Annotated in this window: 13 protein-coding genes and 2 pseudogenes; 11 read left to right on the forward strand and 4 right to left on the reverse strand. The window is 66.8% G+C overall.

Going from position 1 to position 21,843, the window contains the following annotated elements; all coding sequences use genetic code 11:
• The first annotated feature begins 672 nt into the window (after positions 1-672).
• On the forward strand, positions 673-1,005 hold the full coding sequence (locus tag B9C43_RS55020) for a hypothetical protein (protein ID WP_200826175.1): 333 nt from the start codon (positions 673-675) through the stop codon (positions 1,003-1,005).
• Between the two features lie 16 nt (positions 1,006-1,021).
• Here B9C43_RS55020 and B9C43_RS55025 read toward each other — a convergent pair whose 3' ends face one another.
• Entirely contained in the window at positions 1,022-1,630 is a 609-nt protein-coding gene (locus B9C43_RS55025) for a tyrosine-type recombinase/integrase (RefSeq protein WP_200826176.1), read from the reverse strand.
• A gap of 650 nt (positions 1,631-2,280) precedes the next feature.
• Here B9C43_RS55025 and B9C43_RS55030 point away from each other — a divergent pair.
• From B9C43_RS55030 to B9C43_RS55075, 10 genes and pseudogenes are all read left to right on the forward strand, one after another.
• Complete coding sequence (locus B9C43_RS55030; protein ID WP_235039434.1) at positions 2,281-4,467, forward strand: VWA domain-containing protein; 2,187 nt, start codon at positions 2,281-2,283, stop codon at positions 4,465-4,467.
• A 50-nt stretch (positions 4,468-4,517) separates the two neighbouring features.
• Complete coding sequence (locus tag B9C43_RS55035) at positions 4,518-7,667, forward strand: tubulin-like doman-containing protein (protein ID WP_084435093.1); 3,150 nt, start codon at positions 4,518-4,520, stop codon at positions 7,665-7,667.
• Complete coding sequence (locus tag B9C43_RS55040) at positions 7,651-9,846, forward strand: hypothetical protein (RefSeq protein WP_084435094.1); 2,196 nt, start codon at positions 7,651-7,653, stop codon at positions 9,844-9,846. The genes B9C43_RS55035 and B9C43_RS55040 overlap by 17 nt, the downstream gene beginning before the upstream one ends.
• The gene (locus tag B9C43_RS55045) at positions 9,839-10,798 is read left to right on the forward strand and encodes a hypothetical protein (RefSeq protein ID WP_084435095.1); all 960 of its coding nucleotides are present in this window, start codon (positions 9,839-9,841) and stop codon (positions 10,796-10,798) included. Before B9C43_RS55040 ends, B9C43_RS55045 begins: the two co-directional genes overlap by 8 nt.
• Positions 10,795-11,892 (forward strand): TRAFAC clade GTPase domain-containing protein, encoded by a 1,098-nt coding sequence (locus tag B9C43_RS55050; protein ID WP_084435096.1) that lies wholly within the window; start codon positions 10,795-10,797, stop codon positions 11,890-11,892. The genes B9C43_RS55045 and B9C43_RS55050 overlap by 4 nt, the downstream gene beginning before the upstream one ends.
• Positions 11,889-13,310 (forward strand): hypothetical protein, encoded by a 1,422-nt coding sequence (locus B9C43_RS55055; protein ID WP_084435097.1) that lies wholly within the window; start codon positions 11,889-11,891, stop codon positions 13,308-13,310. The genes B9C43_RS55050 and B9C43_RS55055 overlap by 4 nt, the downstream gene beginning before the upstream one ends.
• Positions 13,307-16,567 carry a hypothetical protein gene (locus B9C43_RS55060; RefSeq protein WP_143447311.1) on the forward strand — a complete coding sequence of 1,087 codons (3,261 nt, stop codon included), beginning with the start codon at positions 13,307-13,309 and terminating at the stop codon, positions 16,565-16,567. Before B9C43_RS55055 ends, B9C43_RS55060 begins: the two co-directional genes overlap by 4 nt.
• Before the next feature lie 1,670 nt (positions 16,568-18,237).
• Positions 18,238-19,023 (forward strand): annotated as a pseudogene (locus B9C43_RS59515) (CHAT domain-containing protein); the annotation flags it as partial.
• On the forward strand, positions 18,953-19,939 hold the full coding sequence (locus B9C43_RS55070) for a toll/interleukin-1 receptor domain-containing protein (protein WP_084435102.1): 987 nt from the start codon (positions 18,953-18,955) through the stop codon (positions 19,937-19,939). The pseudogene B9C43_RS59515 and the gene B9C43_RS55070, both read left to right, overlap by 71 nt.
• Positions 19,940-20,011: 72 nt before the next feature.
• On the forward strand, positions 20,012-20,758 hold the full coding sequence (locus B9C43_RS55075) for a hypothetical protein (RefSeq protein WP_084435100.1): 747 nt from the start codon (positions 20,012-20,014) through the stop codon (positions 20,756-20,758).
• Between the two features lie 28 nt (positions 20,759-20,786).
• On the opposite strand, the gene B9C43_RS55080 is transcribed toward B9C43_RS55075, so the two are convergent.
• From B9C43_RS55080 to B9C43_RS58230, 3 genes and pseudogenes are all read right to left on the reverse strand, one after another.
• On the reverse strand, positions 20,787-20,990 hold the full coding sequence (locus tag B9C43_RS55080) for a hypothetical protein (protein WP_143447312.1): 204 nt from the start codon (positions 20,988-20,990) through the stop codon (positions 20,787-20,789).
• Between the two features lie 147 nt (positions 20,991-21,137).
• Positions 21,138-21,383 carry an integrase core domain-containing protein gene (locus tag B9C43_RS58225; RefSeq protein WP_200826177.1) on the reverse strand — a complete coding sequence of 82 codons (246 nt, stop codon included), beginning with the start codon at positions 21,381-21,383 and terminating at the stop codon, positions 21,138-21,140.
• Positions 21,349-21,843 (reverse strand): annotated as a pseudogene (locus B9C43_RS58230) (integrase core domain-containing protein); the annotation flags it as partial. The pseudogene B9C43_RS58230 and the gene B9C43_RS58225, both read right to left, overlap by 35 nt.

The raw sequence follows: 21,843 nt of genomic DNA on the forward strand, positions 1-21,843 counted from the left end.
CGGTGCCGTACGTGCCGGTCGCCAGGACGTGTGCGCGTTGGTCGATCACCTCGATCGTGGCTGATCGTTTGTGGGGGTCCATGCCGATGATCACCGTCACCGGGTTCCTCCTTGGCTGAGGTATGAGGTGTCAGCAAGGAGGGCACCGCTACTTCGAGCTGGGCAAACCCCTTTTGAGCCTCTCCTCACGCGGTGCCCGGCGAGACCGCAAGCCATGAGAGAGCCACGCCAACCAACCGGCGGGCAGCCGCAATGAGAGAGCGACTCGCCAGGCACCTGGACCGAGTCTGGCCAGACATCGGTCCTACGCCAAGTCTCTAAGTAGCCGCGATGAGGAATCGCTGCCTCCGCTGTTGCGGTTGCGATGTGTAACCACGCTCTGACGGCTCGTCCCCAAGATGGGGTCGCGTCGAACTGTCCGAGCCCAACTTCCTCTTGTTGCTGACAGGCATTCGGCTAACTAAGCTCAGCCCAGCCGCCTACGAAACGACCACCAATCCCGCTACCCGCCGTACGGTAGCCTGACCACATGTCGACCTTGTCTGTCGAATCGGGTCAATCCCACAACCGGATGTCTCTGAGATCTCCCGTGCGCGAGCTGCCAAGCGAATACGGGCTGACATTGCCAATTGGCTGACGGATCCCACCGCTGGCCCGCCACCCACATCGTTCATGGGTGACGATTCCGCGGCTGATCCGGTGGCTGTGTCGGCAGTATTGCTGCATTGGCTCGTCGCCGCCCGTGGGCACATCACGCAAGAGCAGGCCCGCGATGCGGTGACCTGGCTGTCTGACACGCTCGGTGTCGTCGAGGACGATCTCGTCTACGCCGCCAGCCTGATCGGTCACCCTGATGCACCCGGCGTCACATTCAACGACGGCGTAGAGCGTTTCGGTGGCGTTATTCCCTTCGTGCTCTACATGATGTTGCTCAGCGGAGCACTCGTGGCTACGGTCGCGGATGGGGACACGGAATGGCTCAGGCAATTCGATCTTAGTGGGTGACTACCCGGGTGTCCTGTTAGGGACTGAACTCTCGGCCGTGCGCTACCTGGATAGCCGTAGAGGGCCTACCCGCGACATCGCTCATCACAGTTCTTCGAAATGCTTCTCGACGAGGTTGAGGCCCGCTGGAACCATAACTCGTCGTGGCGGGGTGTGGGCAAAGCTGGTCGCGGGTGCGGGCGTAGTCGTCGAGCGCGGGGAGTGTGGATTCGAGCATGGGAACTATGCGGGTCTTGCCGAACTTCGATTTGCGGATGGTGAGCACGGCGTCGTCCCGGTCGATGTCGGTGCGGTCGAGCCGGATCGCTTCGCCGATCCGCAGTCCGGTGGCGGCCAGCAGCCCGATCACCGTCTCATAGGTGGCTGCGGGCAGCGGATGGTGCAGGCAGCGCGCCTGGGCCATCAACGCGGCGATGTCGGCGGGGCTGTAGATGAACGGCGGTCGCCAGCGGCGCCGACCGGCGATCAACCCTGGTGGCGGGACTTCGGTGCGGTCGTCCAGACCGGCGAGGTAGCGGGCGAAACCGCGGGCGATCGTCATCCGGCGCGGCGCCATGCTGCTGGCCGGGTCGACGTCCGGGCCTTGAGCCCATGCCAGCGCAGCGGCGACGGTGACCGTGGGCAAACCGGCAGCGTCCAGAAATGCGACGAACCGGGGAAGCTGGCGGTGATGTTCAGTGTGGCGTGCCCTGACCAGGCGCATTGGCTTTTCGAGCGGCACAGGGCTGTCATACGACGCACGTACGGATTGTTGACAAATTCGTTGTGGCCACGAATCGTCAACTGGTGTCACAAGGGCAACCTGGAAGTGTATCTGATGTGGTTGTTGATCCGCGGTTCGACTCGCGGTCGCGGGTGGCAGAACGGCTCCGGTCCTTGCTCTGGTCACGGTTGCGAAATGCGGGACACGGAAAGATGATCGCAGTCCGGCCGTGCACAGCGAAAATGATTTGCGTGTCCACGCCAAGGGGTGGAGTTCGTACTGGTCGGTAGCTTGACACGACCGCCTTATCAGGGTTATAGCATTCGGTGTCGGTCGCTATGAAGCGTCCTGTCCGTCGTAACTTCGAGTTTCGTCAAAGACGTAGTCGGAATCGATAACGCTCGCTACTCTATTGTCGGCTGCGGGGCCTGGACCGGCCGTACGTGGTTGTCGAAGTTACCGGTGGAGGGGCCTTGATCGGCGAGGCAAGAAACAATGCAGTGGTACGACCTGGGCTTATGCGTCTCGCTGTGTTGGCGTTCACAGGGGCATTACTCATTTCTATGGGCTGCTTGGTTTCGGCACATGCCGAACAACCGAATGGACAAAATCTGGACATCGACGTCAAGCCCGCGCAGATAGTGATACTTGTCGACCAATCCGGCAGTATCAGGCAAGAGGACATGATCAGGGAACAAAATGCGGCGAGCCTGCTGGCTCAGTCGGAGTTGTCCACCAGATCGACCGTGTCGATTGTCGGATTCGCCAGTGACAGCGGCAGCAAGCCGCCCGTTGACGTCGTTTGTCCACCACTGTTGCTCACCGGCGCGCCCGAGCGGGAGCGGATCGCCCAGTGTATCGGCGGCCTGCGCAAACGAGCTGCCGCCGAGGGGCACGGGACTGACCACGCCGAGGCGCTCAAGCAGGCGATGAGCTACCTGGGGCAAGGCTCGCCCGCCGACGGGCCGAAGCTGGTCTTCCTGCTCACGGACGGGGTGCTGGACGTCAGCGACAGCCCGCGGTACGGAGTGGACAAAACCGCTCAGCAACGCAACGACGCGGCCCAACAGGTGATCCGCCAGACCCTGGACGTCGCAAGGGACAAAGGCGTGCAGATCTGGCCACTCGGCTTCGGAAAAGTGGACAAGAACGCGCTCGACCAGTTCGCGGCAGGCGGGTTCCAGGGTTCCTGTGGTCCCAGTGTGCCCAAGCCGTCGGCGACGGTTGTGTCCACTTCCGAGGATGTCACCGGAGCACTGCTGCGCTCCTTCAGTTCCGGCAGGTGTGTGGGTGTCGGCTCGGTCACCAACAGCCAGCTCGGGTCGGGCAGGGACATCGAGGTCCCGGTGACCATCCCGGCGATCGCCACCGACGGGTCGATCATCGTGGTGAAGAATGACAGCCGGATCAGTGTCGAGTACATCGACCCGCAGGGCCAGCCGGTGTCCAAGTCCGGCGAGTCCGCCAGCGGGAAGTTCCAGGCCAGCGGCGAGAATAGCGCGGTCGAAGTGTTGCGGGTGGTCAACCCGGCGCCAGGGGACTGGAAGGTTCGGGTCACGTCGCCGCCTGAGGTCCCGCCGCAGAACGTCCTGACTGCGGTCACGTGGCAGGGCGCGGCACAGGCCGTGCTCCATGTCGATCCGCCGTCTCCCGCGGTGGGCCAGCAGGTCACGGTGTCACTGAAGGTGGTACTGCGCGGCGGGAAGCCGGTCGTTCGGCCGGAGCTGTTGCAGGGGTTGAGTTTCACTGCCGAGATGGCTGGCGAGAACGTCCCGGCCCGGCCGATCACGTTGCAGGACAACGGGCAGAACCCAGACGACGCCGCGGACGGCACCTTCACCGGCCGCCTGACGATTCCCGCCGACGCCCAACAGGGAGTGTCCTTGCGTGGCCGCGTCACAGGGCTGGGGATCAGCGCGGCCGACGCGATCGCGAACGTCACGATCGCTCCGCAGCTGCCCACAGTCCTGGCGACAACCACATTGCCGACGCTGTCGTCGACGGTGGAGCCTGGCGACTCGCTGCCCGCCACGGCCACCATCTCCAACAACTCGGGCCAGCGGCAGCGGATCCAGATCGGGGTACAGGCCGACGGCGACGCCGCGATCACTGTGCCTGCTGAAAAGGCCGTCCATGAAGTCGACCCGGGCACTACGACGGTGAACTTCGACATGGCGTTCGGCAGCACCAGTCCGGAAGGCGCGACCACGGGAGTGATCCGGATCGTCGACGCGGCGGATCCGTCGCGGATCCTGCACGAGAAGTCGTTCACGGTCGAAGTGGGCTACCCGTTCCCGTGGCTGCGGTGGATCGCAGGCACGGCGCTGGGCGCCGGTTTGATCGTGTTCGCCCTCATCCTCGTGGCTCGTAGGCGCGACCAGGAAGTGGAAGGCCTTGTGGTGGAGGCGATCCGCGACGGCCACCGGGTGTCGCTGCAGACCGCCGCCCAAAAGGCCAAGCAGTTTCGGTTCACTGTGGACACTTCGGGGCCGGTACCCAGGTTGAACATCGCCGAGGTCACCGAGCCGGTGGCCTTTGTGCTCACCCGGTCGCGCAAGGGCCTGCGATTGAAGACCCCGTTCGACGGGGCGCGGACGATGCAGCTCGGCCAGGAGGTCGATCTGGGCGACGGACTGACCATCGTCGTTCTCGACCCTGCCTACGGTGACGGACAGGAGCCAGTCAGCGTCGGGGGCGGTACCCCGGACGACCTCTATTCACCGCCAGGGCCCCAGCAGTCGCAGGACCCCCTCCTGTGAGGCCGCTCGTGATGCCCGTTCGGACCGGTACTCCCGCAGGAGGATGAGAGATGCAGATATATCAGCCGATGTTGTTCGTGGGACTGGGCGGCACCGGCTGCCGGATCGGCGCGGAGCTGGAACGCAAGCTTCGCGAGGAGCTGTGCGGGCCGGACGGCAACGCGCTGCGGGAACGGATGCCAGGCGAGACCATGCTGCCCTACCAACTGCCCGGGTGCCTTCAGTTCGTGTACGCCGACCTGGCCGAAGACGAGTTCGGGCATATCGAGAGCAGGGTAGTGCCAGGCCCCAGCCACCTGCCTGCGGCTGAGCGCACGTACACCATGGTGCGGGAACTGGTGCCGCCGTACGACACCTATCCAGAGGTTGCGCGCAGCCTTCGGCTGAGCGCGGCGTCGGTGGTCGAGGACTGGCTCCCACCACCGCAGGACGAACCGAGGGTGGGTCCGCTTGCCAAGGGTGCGGGGCAGTTTCCGACGGTGGGCCGGGCGGCGCTGTTCGAGACGTTCCGGTCGGGCCTCGCCCCCGCGCGGACCTCACTGCTGAGAGCCGTCGGCCAGATCAGCAACTCCGGTGGCCAGCTGTCCCGGCTGGGCGGCAAGCTGCGGGACTCGGTGGACGTCTTCGTGGCGTTCTCGGTGGCCGGGGGCACCGGCGCCGGATTGTTCTACGACTACCTGCACCTGATCGGTGACGCGCTCAACGACCAGAAGTACAAGGCGAGAATTTTCCCGCTCGTGCTGATGCCGTCGGCGTTCCAAGAGGGACTCGGCGGTGGCAGGCCGGCTGAGCTCAACGCGGCTCGTTCCCTTTTGGACCTGTTCCGCCTCGTCGACGACCAGAACTCACAAGTCGCGGGCACAGCGCTGGACCGCAAAGGCATCAGCGGCGCGCTGTCCGTGCGCTACCCGGGTGGCAACGAGATCCGGCTTCGTGCTTCGACGGTGCAGACCGCGTTCCTCTTCAGCCTGACCGCGGGCATGCACCGGGACGACCTGCACCGGTCGGTTGTCTCGCTGCTGCTGTCACTGATCGGAACCGACCTGCCCACCGAGATCGACGGCGGGCAGTACATGGACCGCAACTTCCAGTCCTTCGCGGACAGTTTCATCAACAGCGCGGCCGAACGCGGAGTTCCGGCGGCCACCGGCATCGGCAAGCGCGGCGTCTCGACCAGCGCCGTCGCGTCGATGACCGTGCCGGTCGAGGATCTCGCCGACATCGTCAGCTCACGCTTGCTCGCGGACGCGGTCAACGAGATGGCCAATCCGGGCGGCATCGCCGGGGAGAACAACCGGGACCTGATCGTCCGGATGTTCCAGGACGCCAACATCGATTCGCTGTTGCAGCGGGCGCCGTTGACGTTCACCTCACCGCAGGCGGTGGACGGCGTCGACGCGATCCTCGCCATGCTGAACACCCGCAAGCGGGCCATGGAGTCGGGCCTTCAGGCGCTGGACCAGACGCTCGCTCAGCAGGTGCCGGACCTGGCGCGCAAGTTCGACCCCGGTCGCGCCGCCACGATGATGGTCGGCGAGACCGGCGTCTTCCGGCTCGCCAGGGTCTTGCTCGGCGAGCAGTCGCTGACCGATCCGTTGACCAAGATGGGTTTCCTCAAGCTGGTAGAGAGCAGGCGGGCCGAACCAGCCGCGCCGCAGGGGATTTCGCTGGGCGGCCCGGTCCCGGATGTCCGGAAGGTGAAGTGGTGGAAGAAGGTTCGCGCCGCCGATCCGCTGGTGCGTGCGTCCATGAAGCGCCAGGACGACTGGTACCAGTGGCGTGCGCAGCGGGCCTGGCACGCGGCGTGGGAGACCCAGGCGCCGCACTGGGAGCGCAAGCTGCGGTCGGTGGAGCGGGAGATCATCGCGCTCGTGGAAGGGTTCCGTGAGCACGCCCGGACCGAGGACACCAGGTTCGCCCGTCGGGCCAAGGCGCTCTACGAGCCACGGGTCGGTGTGTCGTACCTGTTGCCGCGCCAGGGACAGCTGCTGGCTTTCCACGAAGCGGTGGTACGCAGGCTGATCTCGGTCTACGTCGAGGAGAACCGGCTGCACCCCACGGCGACACCGGCCATGGTGCTCGACGCGATCGTCGGTAAGCAGGGATGGAGCAACGCTTTCGCGAAGTTCCGGGAGCTCGGCAACACCGATGGGCCCGCACGCGCCGTGGCGATGCTGCGTGACATGATCAAAACTGAGGTGGTGCGGCTGTTCCGTTACCGCGACGAGGCGACCCAGCCGCTGCTGCCGAGCCTGCACGATCTGCTCGCCGCAGCCGCGGGCCGCACCCGTGGATTGGTCGGCGAGGACGATCTGGCCCAGTTCACCGAGAAGCTCGCAGGCCTTGTGCCAGGCGGGTTCGCGCCCAGCGGAGGCGGCAGGCTCAAGATCCTGTTCTCCTATCCGTCGCCTGCGGGCAAACGGGACGCCGATCTGGAGAAGTTCCTGCGCCAGGAGGTCAACCTGCCGCGTGAGGTCGCCGCGATCCCGGAGTTCCGCCCGATCGACGCCGAGTCGATCGCGGTGGTGCTGTTTCGTTCCTCGATGGGCCTCACGGAGGTGCCCGAGGTGCAGAAGGTGCTGGTGTACTGGGCGGACGCGATCGCCGACGGCCGCAAGAACGACTTCCTGCAGTGGCGTCAGCGCACCGGGTACCGATTCGGCTACCTGGCCACGACAGCGGAGGACCGTACCCGGATCCTGCACCACATCCTCTGCGCGGCGTGGAACGACGACCTGCACGTCGTCGGGGACATCTCCTCGCCGGAGTCGATCGATCTGTACCTCGGCGACTCCGAGGTCCACATGCGTCTGGACCTGACCCGCTACGCCCGGCTGTCGAGCTGGAACAGCCTGCTCGGCGAGTACGAACGTTGGGTGCTGGCCGACAGTGAGCAGATCCGTCAGGACTTCTGCGACCGGCTGATGGAAGTCCGGCCGGTCGGGCTGGATCACGACCTGCGAAACCCGTCCGCGCTGTTTCGCGCACTGGTGGAGCTCGCGGACGACCAGGCGGCCAGGACAGCGATGATGCTCGCCGAGGGCAAGGCCTCCGGGCGGCGCAGGCTTGAGGCCGTGCACGAGTTCTGGACGAGCACCTTCCCGGACGCGATGGCACTGGATTTCCGTGGCGCCGAGGACGCGCACCAGGACAACCTCGCCGACCTCTACAAGTGGTGGTGCAGTGACCAGCCACAGTGAACCCCCGGTCCGGGTGCTGGACATCCGGCACGACGGTCCCGACGTGTCCTTTTTGGACAAGCTGGACCGGGTGACCGCGCAGCGACGCGGCCTTGTCGATCGTGTTGTCGTGATCGACAACACCGAGTCGTTGCTGGACAACCACATCCGGTTCCAGCGGCTGGTCTCGCTGCGTCAGGTCCGAGCGGTGATCTGTGTGGCGGTCGGCCCCATCGACGACGACGAAGTCGCGTTGCGCCAGTCGGCGGCCTTGCAGGCCGCTGGTGTCACGCTGTGGGTCGGTGACGAGTGGGGCAGCAGGTGGGCGGGTGGCACCGACCGGCCGCGGCCGATCACCGACGGCCCGCCCGCCCTGCCGGACCTGATCATGGCCCTGAGCGACAAGGGAGTTTTCGACGAGGTCTTCGAAGCCGTCCGGCTCGTGCCGTACCAGACGGCGTGCCCGGGCCTTGACGTCATTCGCCCGGCGGCCGACGCCGACGAGTTGCGGTTCCTGCGTGCCAAGGCGTTGGACGAGTTCGTCCGGCACAGCTTGACCGGCCCTGTCCTGCCGCCCACGCCGGTCCAGCGGCATGACCCCGATCAACCGCACAGTGTGATAGCGGCAGGCTCACCTCTGGAGGAGAGCAGGCAGGCACTGCGTCGTGCGATCGACGCGATGGCGTCAGCGGCCGCGGCGGCGCCGGGTTTCCAGGCGTTGCTGACGGGCCGTCCACGTGTGGACACCGCTGCGACGGTGGCGGCGTTCGACAACCACCTGGCCCAGATCAACGAGCTGCTGACGTTGCTGGACAACGAATCCGCGGGACAGGTGTCGGCGCAGCGGCTGGCGAGGGCCGGCATCCCGCCTGCCGAACCGCCCGACAATCCCGCGCTGGCAACCGAACTCCGCGAGCTCGTGGCCACAGGGCTGCGCGACGGCCGTTCGCTTCGCGACCTCGCCGCTGACCTGCGGCGGATATCGAACCAGAGCGGGATCGAAGGCAGTGGGCAGGCCCGCGCCGAACTGACCGCCGTGGCGGGACGCCTGCCGTCCAGGACATATGGGCCGGCGGGTCCCGCGATCTGGCCGCTGCCGATGGCTGCGATGACCGTGCTGACCGGTCTCACGACCGCCGCGACAACGTGGTTGACCTCGTCGAACCTGGTGGGCGGTGGCACAGGCCTGGCGTGGGCGGCCCTGACCGCGTTGTTCGTCTGGCGGCTGCCCGGGTGGGTGCCGTCCGGGCAGCGGCGGTTGGACTGGGCCGCGATCGCTTGTGGCCCAGTCATAGCAGCGGCCGGAGTCCTCGCCGGTACGCTCCTCCCGTCAGTCGACGTGCCCGTTGCCGGGGACGTGATCGTTGTGGCTGCGACAGTTGCCCTCGCGTTCGGTGTCACGGTGGCAGCGTGGCGCCACACCATCGGCCGGTGGACGCGGACCCTGCGGGTGGTCCAAACGCGGGAGCTCGCCGCACGCGTCTGGTCCATTGTGGACAAAAGGATCCGGGACCGCGGCCGTTCCCTGCGGCGCGGCCAGCGGTTGTCAGATGCCACGCTGCTGCTCGCCTCCGGTGTCAACACGCTGGACCGGGTGTTCGGCGACTGGGCGGCACGCGACCGCGTACCTGAGCAGACCTCGCACGGCACTGCCATGGCCGAGTTGCTGACGGTGCTGCGTGGCGACCTGGCCTCGCTGGCCATGCGTGCCCTTGAGGACTATCTGCTCGTCATCGGCACCGACTTGCCGTTGACCACCACCGCTCCCGACGCGCTGCGCGCCACAGTGGAGCGTGATCTCACGGAGTATCAGGACTTTCTCGACCGTCATGGTGTCCACAACAGACCGCCGATGGTGGACGAGAGCAGTGCGCGAGAGGCGCTGAGCCGCGCGCTGTGGCGGTCGGACGCGGGCCGCCGTCTGCTGCGTAGCGACGGCCGCGAAGAGCTCGTGCAGCTCTGCCAGACCGGCGACGTCAGGATGCTCAACGTGGCATGGAACGACGTCCATGTCCTGCGTTTCGCGCCTGCGGCGGTCCAGCACATCGTGCTCGACGGTCCCGCGTCGGCCGACGTCATCGCCACCGGCCTCGACATGATCGGCCTGCTGAGGCTGGTCCCGCTGGGCGCGGGCCGGGTGGTGCACGAGCAACCGACCTATACCGATCCCGACCGACCGATGGACGGCACCCGTGACTGAGATAACCGAATCGGTGGTTCTCGTCGGACGCACTCTCAACGGCAGGCCCACCAGGTGGGAGGTCAAGGGGGACCAGCTGTTCACCGTGCCCGGCTCGGAACTGGTCACCCAACGAGTGCGCACTGTGGACGGTACGACGCTGGTGCGCCGCAGCCTGCCCGATGAGCCGGACGAGACGAAACGCCTGTTGCTGGACAACGAGATCCGCGCGCTCGCCCGGCTCACCCATGCCTTCTCGGCGACCGGGCCGTTCCCCGCCCTTGTCGGCTATGACATGGATAGCCCGGACCCCTGGGCGCTGACCGCCGACTGGCGTGGCGTCCCCGCGTCCGAGGTGGTCGGCGGCCTGCTGCGGGCGGGCCTCGAACAGTTCGCGGGCTCCCTGTTCCAGGCCGTCGCATACCTCGGCATGGTCGAGGTAGCGCACAACTCACTGCGGATGGACACGGTTTACCTGGATGGCACGTCCCCGCAGATCGTGACCTTCGAGCACGCCGCGTTCTTCGGTGAGCCAAGGGATGACGGGCGCGGCGCTGCCCGTCCCGATGACGACGTGCTGGCCGCGGGGAAGGTCGTGCATGAGGCGTTCACCGGTGTACCCGTGGTGGGTGATCACGTGGACCTGGCCGAAGTCGCATGGCTCGGCTCACAGTTGCCGGACGTGTTCGGCGAGCCGGGCGCCCGCCCGTCGGCGATCGACGTGGTGCGGCGCTTGGCACCGGTGAGCGTGCCAGTACTGGACGTGCCGGACGAACTGAGGGCGGGCCGGGCCGAGTTCGACGAGGCCCGCAAACGCAAGATGCCACCACAACCGGACACGGTCCGGATATCGCCGGTGCGACCGCCCCAACCGGCGCCGGGATTCCCGGCTTGCAACCGGGTGCTGCTGATCGCCGGAGCTCTCGTGGTGATCGCTCTGCTGGTCTTTGTCGTGTTGGGAGGATTGTCGTGACCGCGAGCACGGCGAAGACAGCCGGGAAGAAAGTGACCTGTCCGACCTGTCTCGACACGTTCGTGTGGGACGAGAGCGAACCGCTGGAGTACTCCCCGCGCGACGGCAAGTACGAACCAGCCGAGCCACCCGCTGCGGGCAACCCGAAGAAGGAGGAGGACGCTCGGCGCAGGTGGTACGTGCGATGTCCTAACCCGTCGCACGACAGTCCGGAGCACCACCTGCCGGTGATGTACGCCGACTACGACGACCCGCTCGTGGTCGCGCTCGTCGGCAGGCCGAGGTCGGGCAAGACGCATCTGGTCGTCGCGATGATCAGGGAACTGCTGCACAGTGCCGCGGCAGGCAGTGCCGGGCTGCGGGCGCAGCCACTGGACTTCTACCAGCACGTCACGTTCAAGCGGAACTACCTCGACCCGTTCGAGAACGGCCGGCGGCTGCCGGGCACCCGCAACGAGGCGGGCACGTATCTCGCCTCGCTGGTCGTGGAATGCGGGAAGGTCAAGCGGGCGCTGGTGTTCTTCGACGTGGCCGGTGAGGACTTCCGCAACTCGGAGAACACCCGGCTGACCCGGTTCCTGGTCAACGCGGGTGCGTTGCTGTTCGTCGAGGACGCGCCACATGTGTTCCGCAACTCCGCCGAAGAACGCGACATCCGCGACGATCCGTCACTGTCCGGCCCGCTCGGGGCCTCCAACGAGTTCGTGTGGGAGGCCGTCGGCAGGCTGCCGTCGGGCGGACGGCACCTGCCCGCGGCGATCGCACTGACCAAATCGGACCGGCTGCGCTACGTCCGCCCGGTCGACAGATGGATCCGGCACGATCCCGGCGGCCAGGTGTCAGCCGAGCAACTGCTTGCCGAGAGCAGGGATGTCTACGCGCTGCTCAGCGCGGGTTCGAGCTCGATGACCCGGCTCTACAACGAGTTCGAGCGCTGCACCTTGCACTTCGTGTCGGCGACCGGCGGCGCGGTGGCCAGCGACGACAGGTTCCCGGCCGGTATCCGGCCGCGGCGGGTGCTCACGCCGTTGCTCGCCCTGTTCGCCATGTCCGGTGTGATCACCGGCCAGCAAGCTGAACGGGTGGGCAGATGACCGGGCCCAACGAGGACACTGCGATCGAACAGATCCTGTTCGGGCTGACCGGGAAAGGCGGGATCGGCCCGGTGACCTGGTCCGGCGGCCTGCGGCAGCAGGACGTGCTCGACTGGGACGCCCGGCTCAACCGGTACAACCGGCTGTCGCCGACGTACATCCGGTCCGAGCAGTGGATGCCGGACGAGGCGTTCTCCTACTTCGAATACCCGGACGGCTCGGCAGCGTTGCTAGCCCGCTTCCGCTCGGGGGAAGTCGGCCGGAACAACTCGCACGCGCTGATCGGCCGAGCGCAGGCGCTCGCCCCGTACGCCTTGTACTTGTCCGAATGGGACGGTTGGCGGCGTGAGCATGCCGGGCAGCAACTGCTCCCGGCCCGCCGGGACAAATGGTCTCATCTGGTGACGAGGTGGCAGGACACCGCGTTGCTGAACGCAGGGCATTACCGTGCCGCGCTGATGAATCTGGTGCGAGCGGTACTCGCGACGCACTCGGCGTACTTCGCCGTGCTCAACCACCCGGATCCGCTTCCGCTGCTGACACTCGCGCGTGGTGTGCTGGGTCCGGTACTGCCCGAGTTCACGTGGACGTTCTCGACCTACGAGGTGTCGGACACCAGTTCCGAGGCTTCACCCCAGATCCCGGGGGCGCCGCGGTTCTGGTGCGTGCGGTCCCGGCCGGACTCGGGAGTGACCGAACGCCAGCGGGTCGAGGTCGACGAGCCGATCAACGACGACCAGTACGCCGCGCTGGCGATGGAACTGGTCGACGCCTATCTCAAGGACCCCAGTCAGTTCGAGGCCGATGTGACACACAGGCTGTCGCACAGCCGAGGCCACGAGGCACGGGTTGCCGACCTGCTGAACAACGGTACGCGGACGGTATGGAGTCAGCCCGCCTACCGTGGCGAGCCACCGATGCAGGAGCAGCGCGTACCACGGCCATCCCACGATCCTCAGCCACGGCAACCAAACCCCGAGCCGTGGACAGCTTCCGCCACGGGTTCAGGCTTGTACGGCAACTACAGCAATCCCCAACCCGCACCGCCCGTGGGGGAGAACCGGGGAAGGCGCGGAGCCATGCGACCCGCCGGTTCCCTTGACGTGCACGGCATTCTCGACCTGCTCGGCACGGACGATCTGCCCGTCGCTGCACGCCAGTCGTACGTCGGGGAACTGCGCAAGCTCTGGGACGACGATCACGGGCACGACGTGAATGTCGGCCGGGTCTTGCGCAGGTTCGAAGCGCGCCAGCGGCTGCAGGGTGTGGCACTCGCGGTCGCCGTACTGGTCAGTGTTCTCACCGCTTTCCTGACTTGGGTGTTCTGGCCGGCGCCGGTGTCCCCGCCACCACCTCAGGGCGTCACGGTCACCGTCACCCCGCCGGTGCGGACCGAAGGCGGGGGTGGCGGGCGGTGATTCGCCGGGTTGCCCGAATCCGTCCGGCGATCGTGATGCTCCTCGCGGCAGTACTGGCCGGGTGCACGAGTCAGCCCTCGGCACCGCCGCCGGATCGGCCGGAGCCACCCGCGGTGGCCCAGTTCCAGATCTCGTACGCCGGAGCGGCAAGCAGGCTCAGTGGTCTGGATGAGACCGAGACACAGGAGCAACTGCGGGACTGGGCCCGTTTCGGCCTCGCGTCCCACCTTGGCCTGGACACCGCGCGGCTGCGGGACGCGGCCTACGACACCCTGCCGGTCCGGGACGCGGGTTTCGCCGACCTCACCCGGCAGCCCACCGGACCTGGTCGCGCCCTGCCCGACGGAAAAGGCACGCTGCACGTGCTGGTGCCGCGCGGCGATCCGCATCTTGACCGCACCATCGGGCTGCAACTCGATCAGTACCGCACCGACTCCGGGGCGGATCCGGATCAGGTTCAGGTCCACCGCTACGAGATCGACTCGGGTACGCGGACGATCCGGCTGATCGCTGAGGTGCCCGCGCGCACCGCCGATGTCCGTGCCGCACACGGATACGTCACGATGCGGGTCAACGATTCCCCGGCGTTGGCCGACTTCCTCGGCCGCACCCACTATCTGTCCACAGTGGAGATCAAGGGTACCGACATCCTGGCGTCCGGGTGGAACTGGCCGGCCGGCGCGGGCCCACAGGTCAGCCACGAGGACATTTCGGTGCTGCAGCGGGGATATCTGCGATCCTCAGGGCCGCGGCCCGGCTTTTCGCTGGATCCGGGGCCGTCGGAGAACAGGGACGACGTGCTGGCGGTGCTCCCGCAACTGAGCCCTGAGCTGGCCGACCGGATCCTGGCCGACCGCTGGAGCGGTTCGTCGTTCAGCTCGGCCGGGGACGTCGCGGACCACGTGCTGAAAGCACTGCTGTTCAACGACCCGGTGCCGGCCGGGCTGCCCGCGGATCGCAACCAGCTCTGGGGCCTGCATTCGCTGATCCAGCGCCAGGGCGCCTATGCGCAAGCCCGTTACGACGGCGGGCTCGAAGGCACCGGCGTCGGCATGACCTTGTTCTACACCGATTTGATCGCCAAGGACTGGGTCAAAGGCGTCGGCTCCGGGGTACCGGCCAAGGCAGTCGGCGGATTCGTCCCGGATCCGGACGCGGTGATCCCGTGGAGTCACTGCGACAGCCCCAGCGATTCGGGTGGCGAGTCCGGGCGGCTGTGGTTCGGCCAGAACGACTCCGCGTTCGCGGCCACCGGTGACCGGATCAGCATCGGCGCGCAGTCCACCCGGCTGTTCAGCCGGTCGGACGCCGACGGCGGCAAGGAGATCGAGCCCAGCTTCGGGTTCGGCCGCGGCCTACGCTGGTGGGACCAGCACTACCAGGATGTCGCCGACTACGAGCCGGAGTACCAGCGGCTTGACCAGATCATGCGCTGGAGCGGTGCGCTCGACTGGCTCACCGCGAAGACTTCGGCGCGGCTACCGCAACTTCACGACGGTGCGATCCGCTCGGACCTCACTTTCAAGGACTGGTACGCGCGTAACGACAAACTGCGGGAGCGCGAACCGATCCTGTTCGTGAACCCGCCGTCGGCCAAGCAGGAGTCCCTGCTGACCAAGCCGTCGAAGGTCACGCTGTCCTGCGGCTTGCACTCGATCTCCGGCGGTGTCTCGCTCGGTGACCGCACCGGGCGGGTCGGCGGCCAGGACTTCGACGCCACCCTGCCAGGACCGATCAGCCGGGCCGGACTCGTCGACGGCAAGTCGGCCTTCGACCAGGCGACCGGGTCGGGCCACAAGACGGACGTCTCAGTCGGGTCGACGGGCAAGATCGAGGAAAGCCGGGAACGCACGTTCACCACCACTCCGGACGGCGCCGCCGAGGTGCGGGAAACCGCTACCGGCAAGCGGGTCGCGCCGCTGGGCGCGTTGAAGGTGTGGCTGTCGGAGACCGCTCCCCGCCTGGTCAAAACCGTGCTGAAGGCCGGAAACGGGCATGTGTCGGTGAAGGTCGAGGTGCAGGGAAAGGACTTCGGCGAGTTCACCGCGGGACACCAAGATGACGTGGTCACGCTGCGGTGGCGCCGGGGTTTCCTCGACCGGGCCAAGACTTTCCTCGAGACCGTCCAGGCCAAACTCTCCCTCGCGGCCACGAACGACGTGCTGTTTCGTTACGACGCACCACGTGGCCCGCCGCAGTACCGGTTGGGCGGCCAGGATGAGCCGTGGATGTCGATCACCGGCGACGCGCCGCCACCAGGCGCCGATCTGGCTTTCCGCCTCGGATCGCCGGGCGAGAACAACGGCTCGGCCCAGTTCGGCTTCGCCACGATGGTCGCGCATCCCGATGTGCCGTCCACGCAATGGGTGAAGTTCAGTCCCGCGGCCGGTGACCAGCCAGTCGTGCTCACGGCATCGGACGCACCGCCGTCCTCCGCCGTGAAGGTGCGCGTGACCGCACCGGACGGGAAAACCACTGGCACCGCCTACATCGTTGACGGACGTGTCGTGGTGTCCGCGAATGATCCGGTGGTGGGAGTCCGCGGCACGATGTCCGGCGCGCCACTGGCCCGGCACTTCCCGCAGATCACCAAGGCCATGGCGGATGCCAAGCAGGACAAGGACTTCCGCGCTGTCCGCGTTGACGACGACGCCGTGGCGTTCGTCAACGCCGAGGAGATCCGCATTGCCCCCGCCGACCATCCCTGGGCCGCACGCGTGTTGGACGCGCTTGGCCCGGCCGCGACGCCGTACATGCCGATGTTGCGGCTGAACGGCGACGTCGCCCATTTCGTCGGCAAGAACGAACTACGGGACATGCCTGACACGCGACTGAGACACGGCAAGTTGGGGGACGTCGAGAACCACAGGTACGTGTACATCCGCTCGACACTGGCGCAACAGGACGGTCCGATCCTTTCGAGCTCGCTGGACCGTGAGCTGAACGTGACGTTCCGGGAGACCGAGGTGCGGGAGGACGTACGAGAGGGCAGCCTGGCACTCGGACCGGAGATCCGATGGGATTTCGGGGCGCAGTGGTCGCGCTTCGATCGTGTCCCGCCGCAAGGAGGCAGGGGTAATCCGCCGCCGCCGGGTGGACGAATCCCCGTGCCCGGTAACAACAATCCGGTCCCGACCAGCACCAGCGCCACCACTACGACCGCACCTCCTGGCGGTGCGGCGAAGCCAGTGCGCGGCGATGTGGTTCTCCTCGTGTGCCCCGACACCGGCCGTCCGCTGGAGGGATGCAGCCAGTGACGGTTGAGCTCGACCCGGACGATCCGATCGCCAAGGCACTTGTCCGTGCTCAGGCGGCGTTCGCTCGGGCGGATCCGTCCGGTGTCGACGCGGCTTACGCGCAGGCCGTCGGACTGGCCGCAGGGAATGCCGGGACACGCCGCGCGTTGGAGGTCGACCACGTCGGTCGACTGCATGCACTGGCTGCGGCAAGCCTGACGATCAGTCGATGCGACGAGTACCTCGCGGCTGAGCCTGGCCACCACATCGTCCGGCTCGTGCGAGCGGAGGCACACTCGTCGGCTGGCGATCACACCTCAGCCGCCACCGACGCGGCGACGATCCGGTCCAGCCTCGGCGACCCGTCACTGGCACTGAAGCCGGACGATCACGCCAGGCTGCTGCGCGTCGAAGGGCTGGCGGCGGCCGACCGCGACGACCTGGACACCGCGGCGGCCAAGCTGTCCGCGGCACGGCACCTGTTCTTGCTGGCAGGCAACGAGGCCGGGGCGGCAGCCATCGACCGTGACCGGGTGCTGATCGCGGTCCGGCTGGGCGAGGAACCGGTCCCGCCGGAGTTGCTGCCGCGCGAGCCGCAGACGGTCGACGACTACCTGCTGCTGGCCATGTCACTCAAACGCCAACTGCGCTATGAGGAAGCCCTCGTGATGGTGTTGCGCGGAGTAGTCAGCGACGACGTCGACCGGGCGTTGCGGCTGCCCTTGCTGGCCGAACTCGTCGTGCTGCTACACCTGACTGGTCAGCGTGCGGCGGCGGAGCGGCTCTCGCCCCTGTTGGCGGAAGCGGCTGAGGACTGGCCCGACCGGACGGCGGCCAAGGAGTGGCTGGCCCGGTTGTCCTTTGACACGCCAGCGAATGCGCCGCTTTCGCCCCGCTTCGGTCAAGCGGTCCAGCACGCTCGCCGCATGATCGACGCGGACCGGCTCGACGAGGCTGAGAACCTGCTCGTGCACTGGCGCGATCGGGCTGGCACCGCCCGCGACGGCTGTACATGGCGGCTGGCCGCCGGGGAGCTCGAGCTGGCCAGGTATGTGCGGACGAGGGAGGTGGAATACCGCTCGCAGGCGATCGGACAGCTCACCGAGGCGGCCAGGCAGGCCGGGGAGAATTCCTTCGCCGAGGTCCAGATCTGCGCGCTGCGCCTGCTCGGCGACGCTCACGCCGACGCTGGGGACGACGACACGGCAATGTCCTGCTGGGGTACCGCGCACCGTCTCGAAGAAGAGGTCGCCGCGCTGCAGAAGATCACCGACGTGGTGCGGGTGGGGATGCTGCTGGCATCCGAGGATGAGCACGACAGCCGGATCCGGTACGCCGCGCGGGCAGTCGACCGGCTTGGGGAGAACGCCGCCGCGGCCGTGGTTGTCGCGATGGAGGCCGCCCGCGGCGCGACGATCCTCAGCGCCATCGTGGACGGCGGCGCCGTCCGGAACCTTCCGCAGGTCAACGATCTCTCCGGCTGCCAACGGTGGCTGCGGGAGATCACCCGTGACATCTCCCGGTCCCAGCTGGTCTGGATGATGCGCCCGGCGCCGGACGGGATACACCACGCCCTGATCGGCCCCGGCGTGCTGCACTACTTCGCCACGGCGGTTGCGACCAACCGGCTCAACAACGCGATCATGCAGCTCGAGGCGTATATGAGCCGGGCGGATATGGTGGAACAAGCCATGAACACCGGCGTGTTCGACAAGAACCTCGCGGTGATCGCCGACCAGATCGGGATCGGCAGCGTGCTCGGCGTGATTCCCCAGCAAGTCAAACGGATCGCGATCGTCGCGGGCCGGACGCTGTCGGTCGTACCCTTCGCGGCCATGGCGATACCTGGCACGGACGAACGGATCGGGCACCGCTACGCACTGTCCGACCTGCCATGCCTGTCCGCCCGGCGACCGCTTCGCCTCCGGTCGTTGCGACAGCGCGGCCATGACTCACTCCTGGTGAGCCCACCCGACAGTCTCACCCCAGCCACCGACATGCCGCCGCACCGGGTGACGGTGTCCGATGAAGACGCCACACCTGCCCGGTTGCGGGCGGACCTGGCGGCCAAGCGGCGGCACTTGCTGCGGATCGACAGTCACGGCAAGCACGAACCGGGTGATCCGCCCTTGTCGTGGCTGCAACTCGCGCCCGACGGACCGGCCGGCCGAGTGGGCGCCAGCCAGCTACGGGAGTTGGAGCTGCGGTACTGCGGCACAGTCGTGCTCGGGGCCTGCGAGTCCGGCATGGCTGAGCGGCTCGGCCGGGACGAAGCCGTCGGCCTTGTCCGAGCCGCGATGCACGCGGGTGCGTCCTCTGTGGTCGCGGCCAGGTGGATCGCCGACGACAAGACGGCCGCGAAGGTGCTCGACCGTTTCGAACGCTACATTCGTTACCTGCCAAGAGATGTGGCACTCCAGCGGGCCCAGCTCGACGTATGCGGTGACGCACACCCTGCCTTGTGGGCGTGCTGGACGTTGTACGGAGACACGGGCTGGCAGACCAGCGGCGGTCCGATCCGCCGGACTCTTGCCGAATGGAAGGAAAAACGTGCTGCACCGGATCAAGGCGGCACGGCCGCGGGTCTTCCTGTCCTTCGCGGGCGACAACCGGGCTCAGGCCAGGCTGCTCGCCAAGGAATTCAAGGCGCGTGGCTTCGAAGCGTTCGTCGACGACGACAGCATCCCGCTGGGGCGGGACGTCGTGATCGCGATCAACAATGCCTTGAGCCAGTACGACTACTTCGTGCTGCTGTGGTCCGGGCACGCCGTCGATCGCCGCTGGGTCGAACTGGAGTGGACGGCCGCGCTTGCGCGCGAGGTCAATGAACGGCGCTCATTCGTGTTCGTCGTGCTGCTGGACGACACCGACCCGCCGTTGGTGCTGTCGCCACGCCGGTATCTGGTCGCCCGCGACGGCTGGGCCAAGGTCGCGAACGAACTCGTCGGCACCTGGCAGCGAGACCAAAGGCTCGATATGCCCGTCCTTCCCGCGCCGTACCCGCAAGCCTCGACCGGGCTGCCGATGATCGTGATCCACGTACGCAACCGCGCCCTGAAGGTGGCGCACGTGCTTCCGGTTCTCGCCGGGACGACCGGCGCCGAGCTGCTCGGCCTGGTGCGTTCGGCACTGGCCCTGCCGCAGGAGGAGAAGGAATTCGACGGCAGAGTGGGAATGCGGTTCGCCTACGAACTCCACAACGGTGACGACCCGCAGTCCCCGCTTCGGATCACCGATGGCGCCGTGATCGACCTCGAAGTGTGTACTGAATGGTTCGATGGTGAGGGCCCCGTCGCCAGCCGCACCTACCGGACTCAGCCGAATGCGGGCATCACCCCGAAGATGGCCGAGGCAGCGCTCAACTCGGCATTCCGACATCTGCTTCCCCACTAGCCGACTGCGCTTTCTTCGCGCCATCAGCCAGTTGCGAACAGATAGGGGACCGGGGTGACAAAGAATCACACCATGCTGGCAGCAGTGGCCGTGGCCGGTGCGACTACTACGGTTGCCATCGCGGTCAACTTCGCCACTGATCTGAAGACAAATGTGTTCGCGTGGATCGCTGTCCCGTTGTCGACCCTGCTGTCAGGCGTTGTGGCAGAGGCGGCTCAACGGGTGGCTCGTGGCGAACCGATCAGGCCGCTTTTCGCCAGGCCGGGCGGTCGGTGTGTCGCCATCGCCATCTCAGCCCTGACTTTGGCCGCGATAATCGTCAGCGTGACAGTGATGCTGACCGTGTCCACCAGTGCGGGAGATGCGGCAGAGGGGAGCACTCGACCTGTTGTCCAGCAGGAGACCGGCTATCCGCTGACCTCGTCGTCCGGCTTTTGCCCGAAGACCGACAAGCTCGATCTGGATGCCGCGCAACCCGGCCGCGGCGGCCAGCCGCAACTCGGCGATCTCCTCGACAGGTGCAAGATGGACGGTGGTTTGGCCGAGTTGGTCCTTGAGCCGGACGAGATTCACACACCTCATGGCAGCCGTCAGTTGTTCTTGCTCAAACACGGCGAATCCGCCGGTTACCAGCGTTGCCTGGCAGCACTGACCGAACGTCTTACCGACCGCATCTCGTTACGAGACATCCGCCAGGGTTCTCATATCTGCGTGAGGACAGACGTCGGAAATGTCGCTCAGGTGGACGTCGTCAAGGTCGACCGGTCGACCGGATCTGAAACACACGTGGTCATCGACTTCAGCGTGTGGCCTCCGTGACTGTCCAATCGGTTGAACAGCGCCTGACCTACTCGCTGCCGCTGACGAGTTCCACGAGGACGTCGGGCATGTGGATGAGGGCTGTGCGGTCGTCGATGGCCTGCGTCGTGTCCGCGCTGTGCTGGGCGATCTTGGTGGTGGCTTCGGCGACGAGTGTTCGGGCGGCCAATGCGCCGAAGTCGTTGACTGCCTTGAGGTACCCGAGCAGCGCTGTCACGATCAAAACATCCACGCGAGCCATCGCACCCTCCGACAAGATCTGACGCCGCCACATTTACAAGGACGTGACAGCTGGCTCATTGGACAAGCCGTGGCGACATACGCACTTGATTGCGCATCAAGTGCGGTCATGTACCGCTCGAAAAGTCATCGTTGCACGTCAAGCAGCGTATCGGTATTCGTTGATGAGTCCATTGAGGATGCGGGTGCGTCGCGGCTTGCGGGCGTTGGTCGTGTGTACCGTGTCTGGCTGTTGGTGGGTCTCGGGTGGTCGTTGTTGCCGGGCTTGGTGAGGCCGGTGCTGGTTGTAGTGCTGCTGATATTCGGCGAGAACCTGGCGGGCGTGCGTCTCGTTGAGGATTAGAACGTGGTCACAGAGCTCGGGGGCGGAGGGTTCTGATGACACGTTCGCAGTGTGTGGTCATCCGCGGTGCCCGGGGTGCGCTGGTCAGGATGTCCATCTCGTCGGCTTGGAAGACGGCGTCGAACGTCGAGGAGTTGTTCCCGTCGCGGTCGGGAAGCAGGAATCGGAATGAGTGGGTGCCGAACTGGGCGGTGAGGTTGCGGGCTTGTTGTGTCGTCCACTCCTGGGTCGGGTGTTGGGTGACACCGGCGATGTGTGGCCGCCGCGTGCCGTGCTCGAGGAACACCAGGGCATAAAGGCGTTTGCCGAGGACGGTGTCGATGTGGAAGAAGTCTGCGGCGATGATGCCGTGGGCCTGGCTGGCCAGGAACTGTTTCCAGGTGGGACCGGTGCGACGCGGTGCGGGATGGATGCCGGACGAGTTGAGGATCTTCCAGACGGTCGATGCGGCGATCCGATGTCCGAGCCGGGTCAGCTCGCCGTGGATTCTCCGGTGGCCCCA

Origin of the sequence: Kibdelosporangium aridum (assembly GCF_900176515.1) — a bacterium.
In the GTDB taxonomy this organism is placed as follows: domain Bacteria; phylum Actinomycetota; class Actinomycetes; order Mycobacteriales; family Pseudonocardiaceae; genus Kibdelosporangium; species Kibdelosporangium aridum.

What these genes read in the sequence shown, in the direction of transcription:
- B9C43_RS55070 (WP_084435102.1), top strand. Translation starts at nt 18,953, where the DNA reads ATGTGGCACTCCAGCGGGCCCAGCTCGACGTATGCGGTGACGCACACC.
- B9C43_RS55055 (WP_084435097.1), top strand. Translation starts at nt 11,889, where the DNA reads ATGACCGGGCCCAACGAGGACACTGCGATCGAACAGATCCTGTTCGGG.
- B9C43_RS55035 (WP_084435093.1), top strand. Translation starts at nt 4,518, where the DNA reads ATGCAGATATATCAGCCGATGTTGTTCGTGGGACTGGGCGGCACCGGC.
- B9C43_RS55020 (WP_200826175.1), top strand. Translation starts at nt 673, where the DNA reads ATGGGTGACGATTCCGCGGCTGATCCGGTGGCTGTGTCGGCAGTATTG.
- B9C43_RS55075 (WP_084435100.1), top strand. Translation starts at nt 20,012, where the DNA reads ATGCTGGCAGCAGTGGCCGTGGCCGGTGCGACTACTACGGTTGCCATC.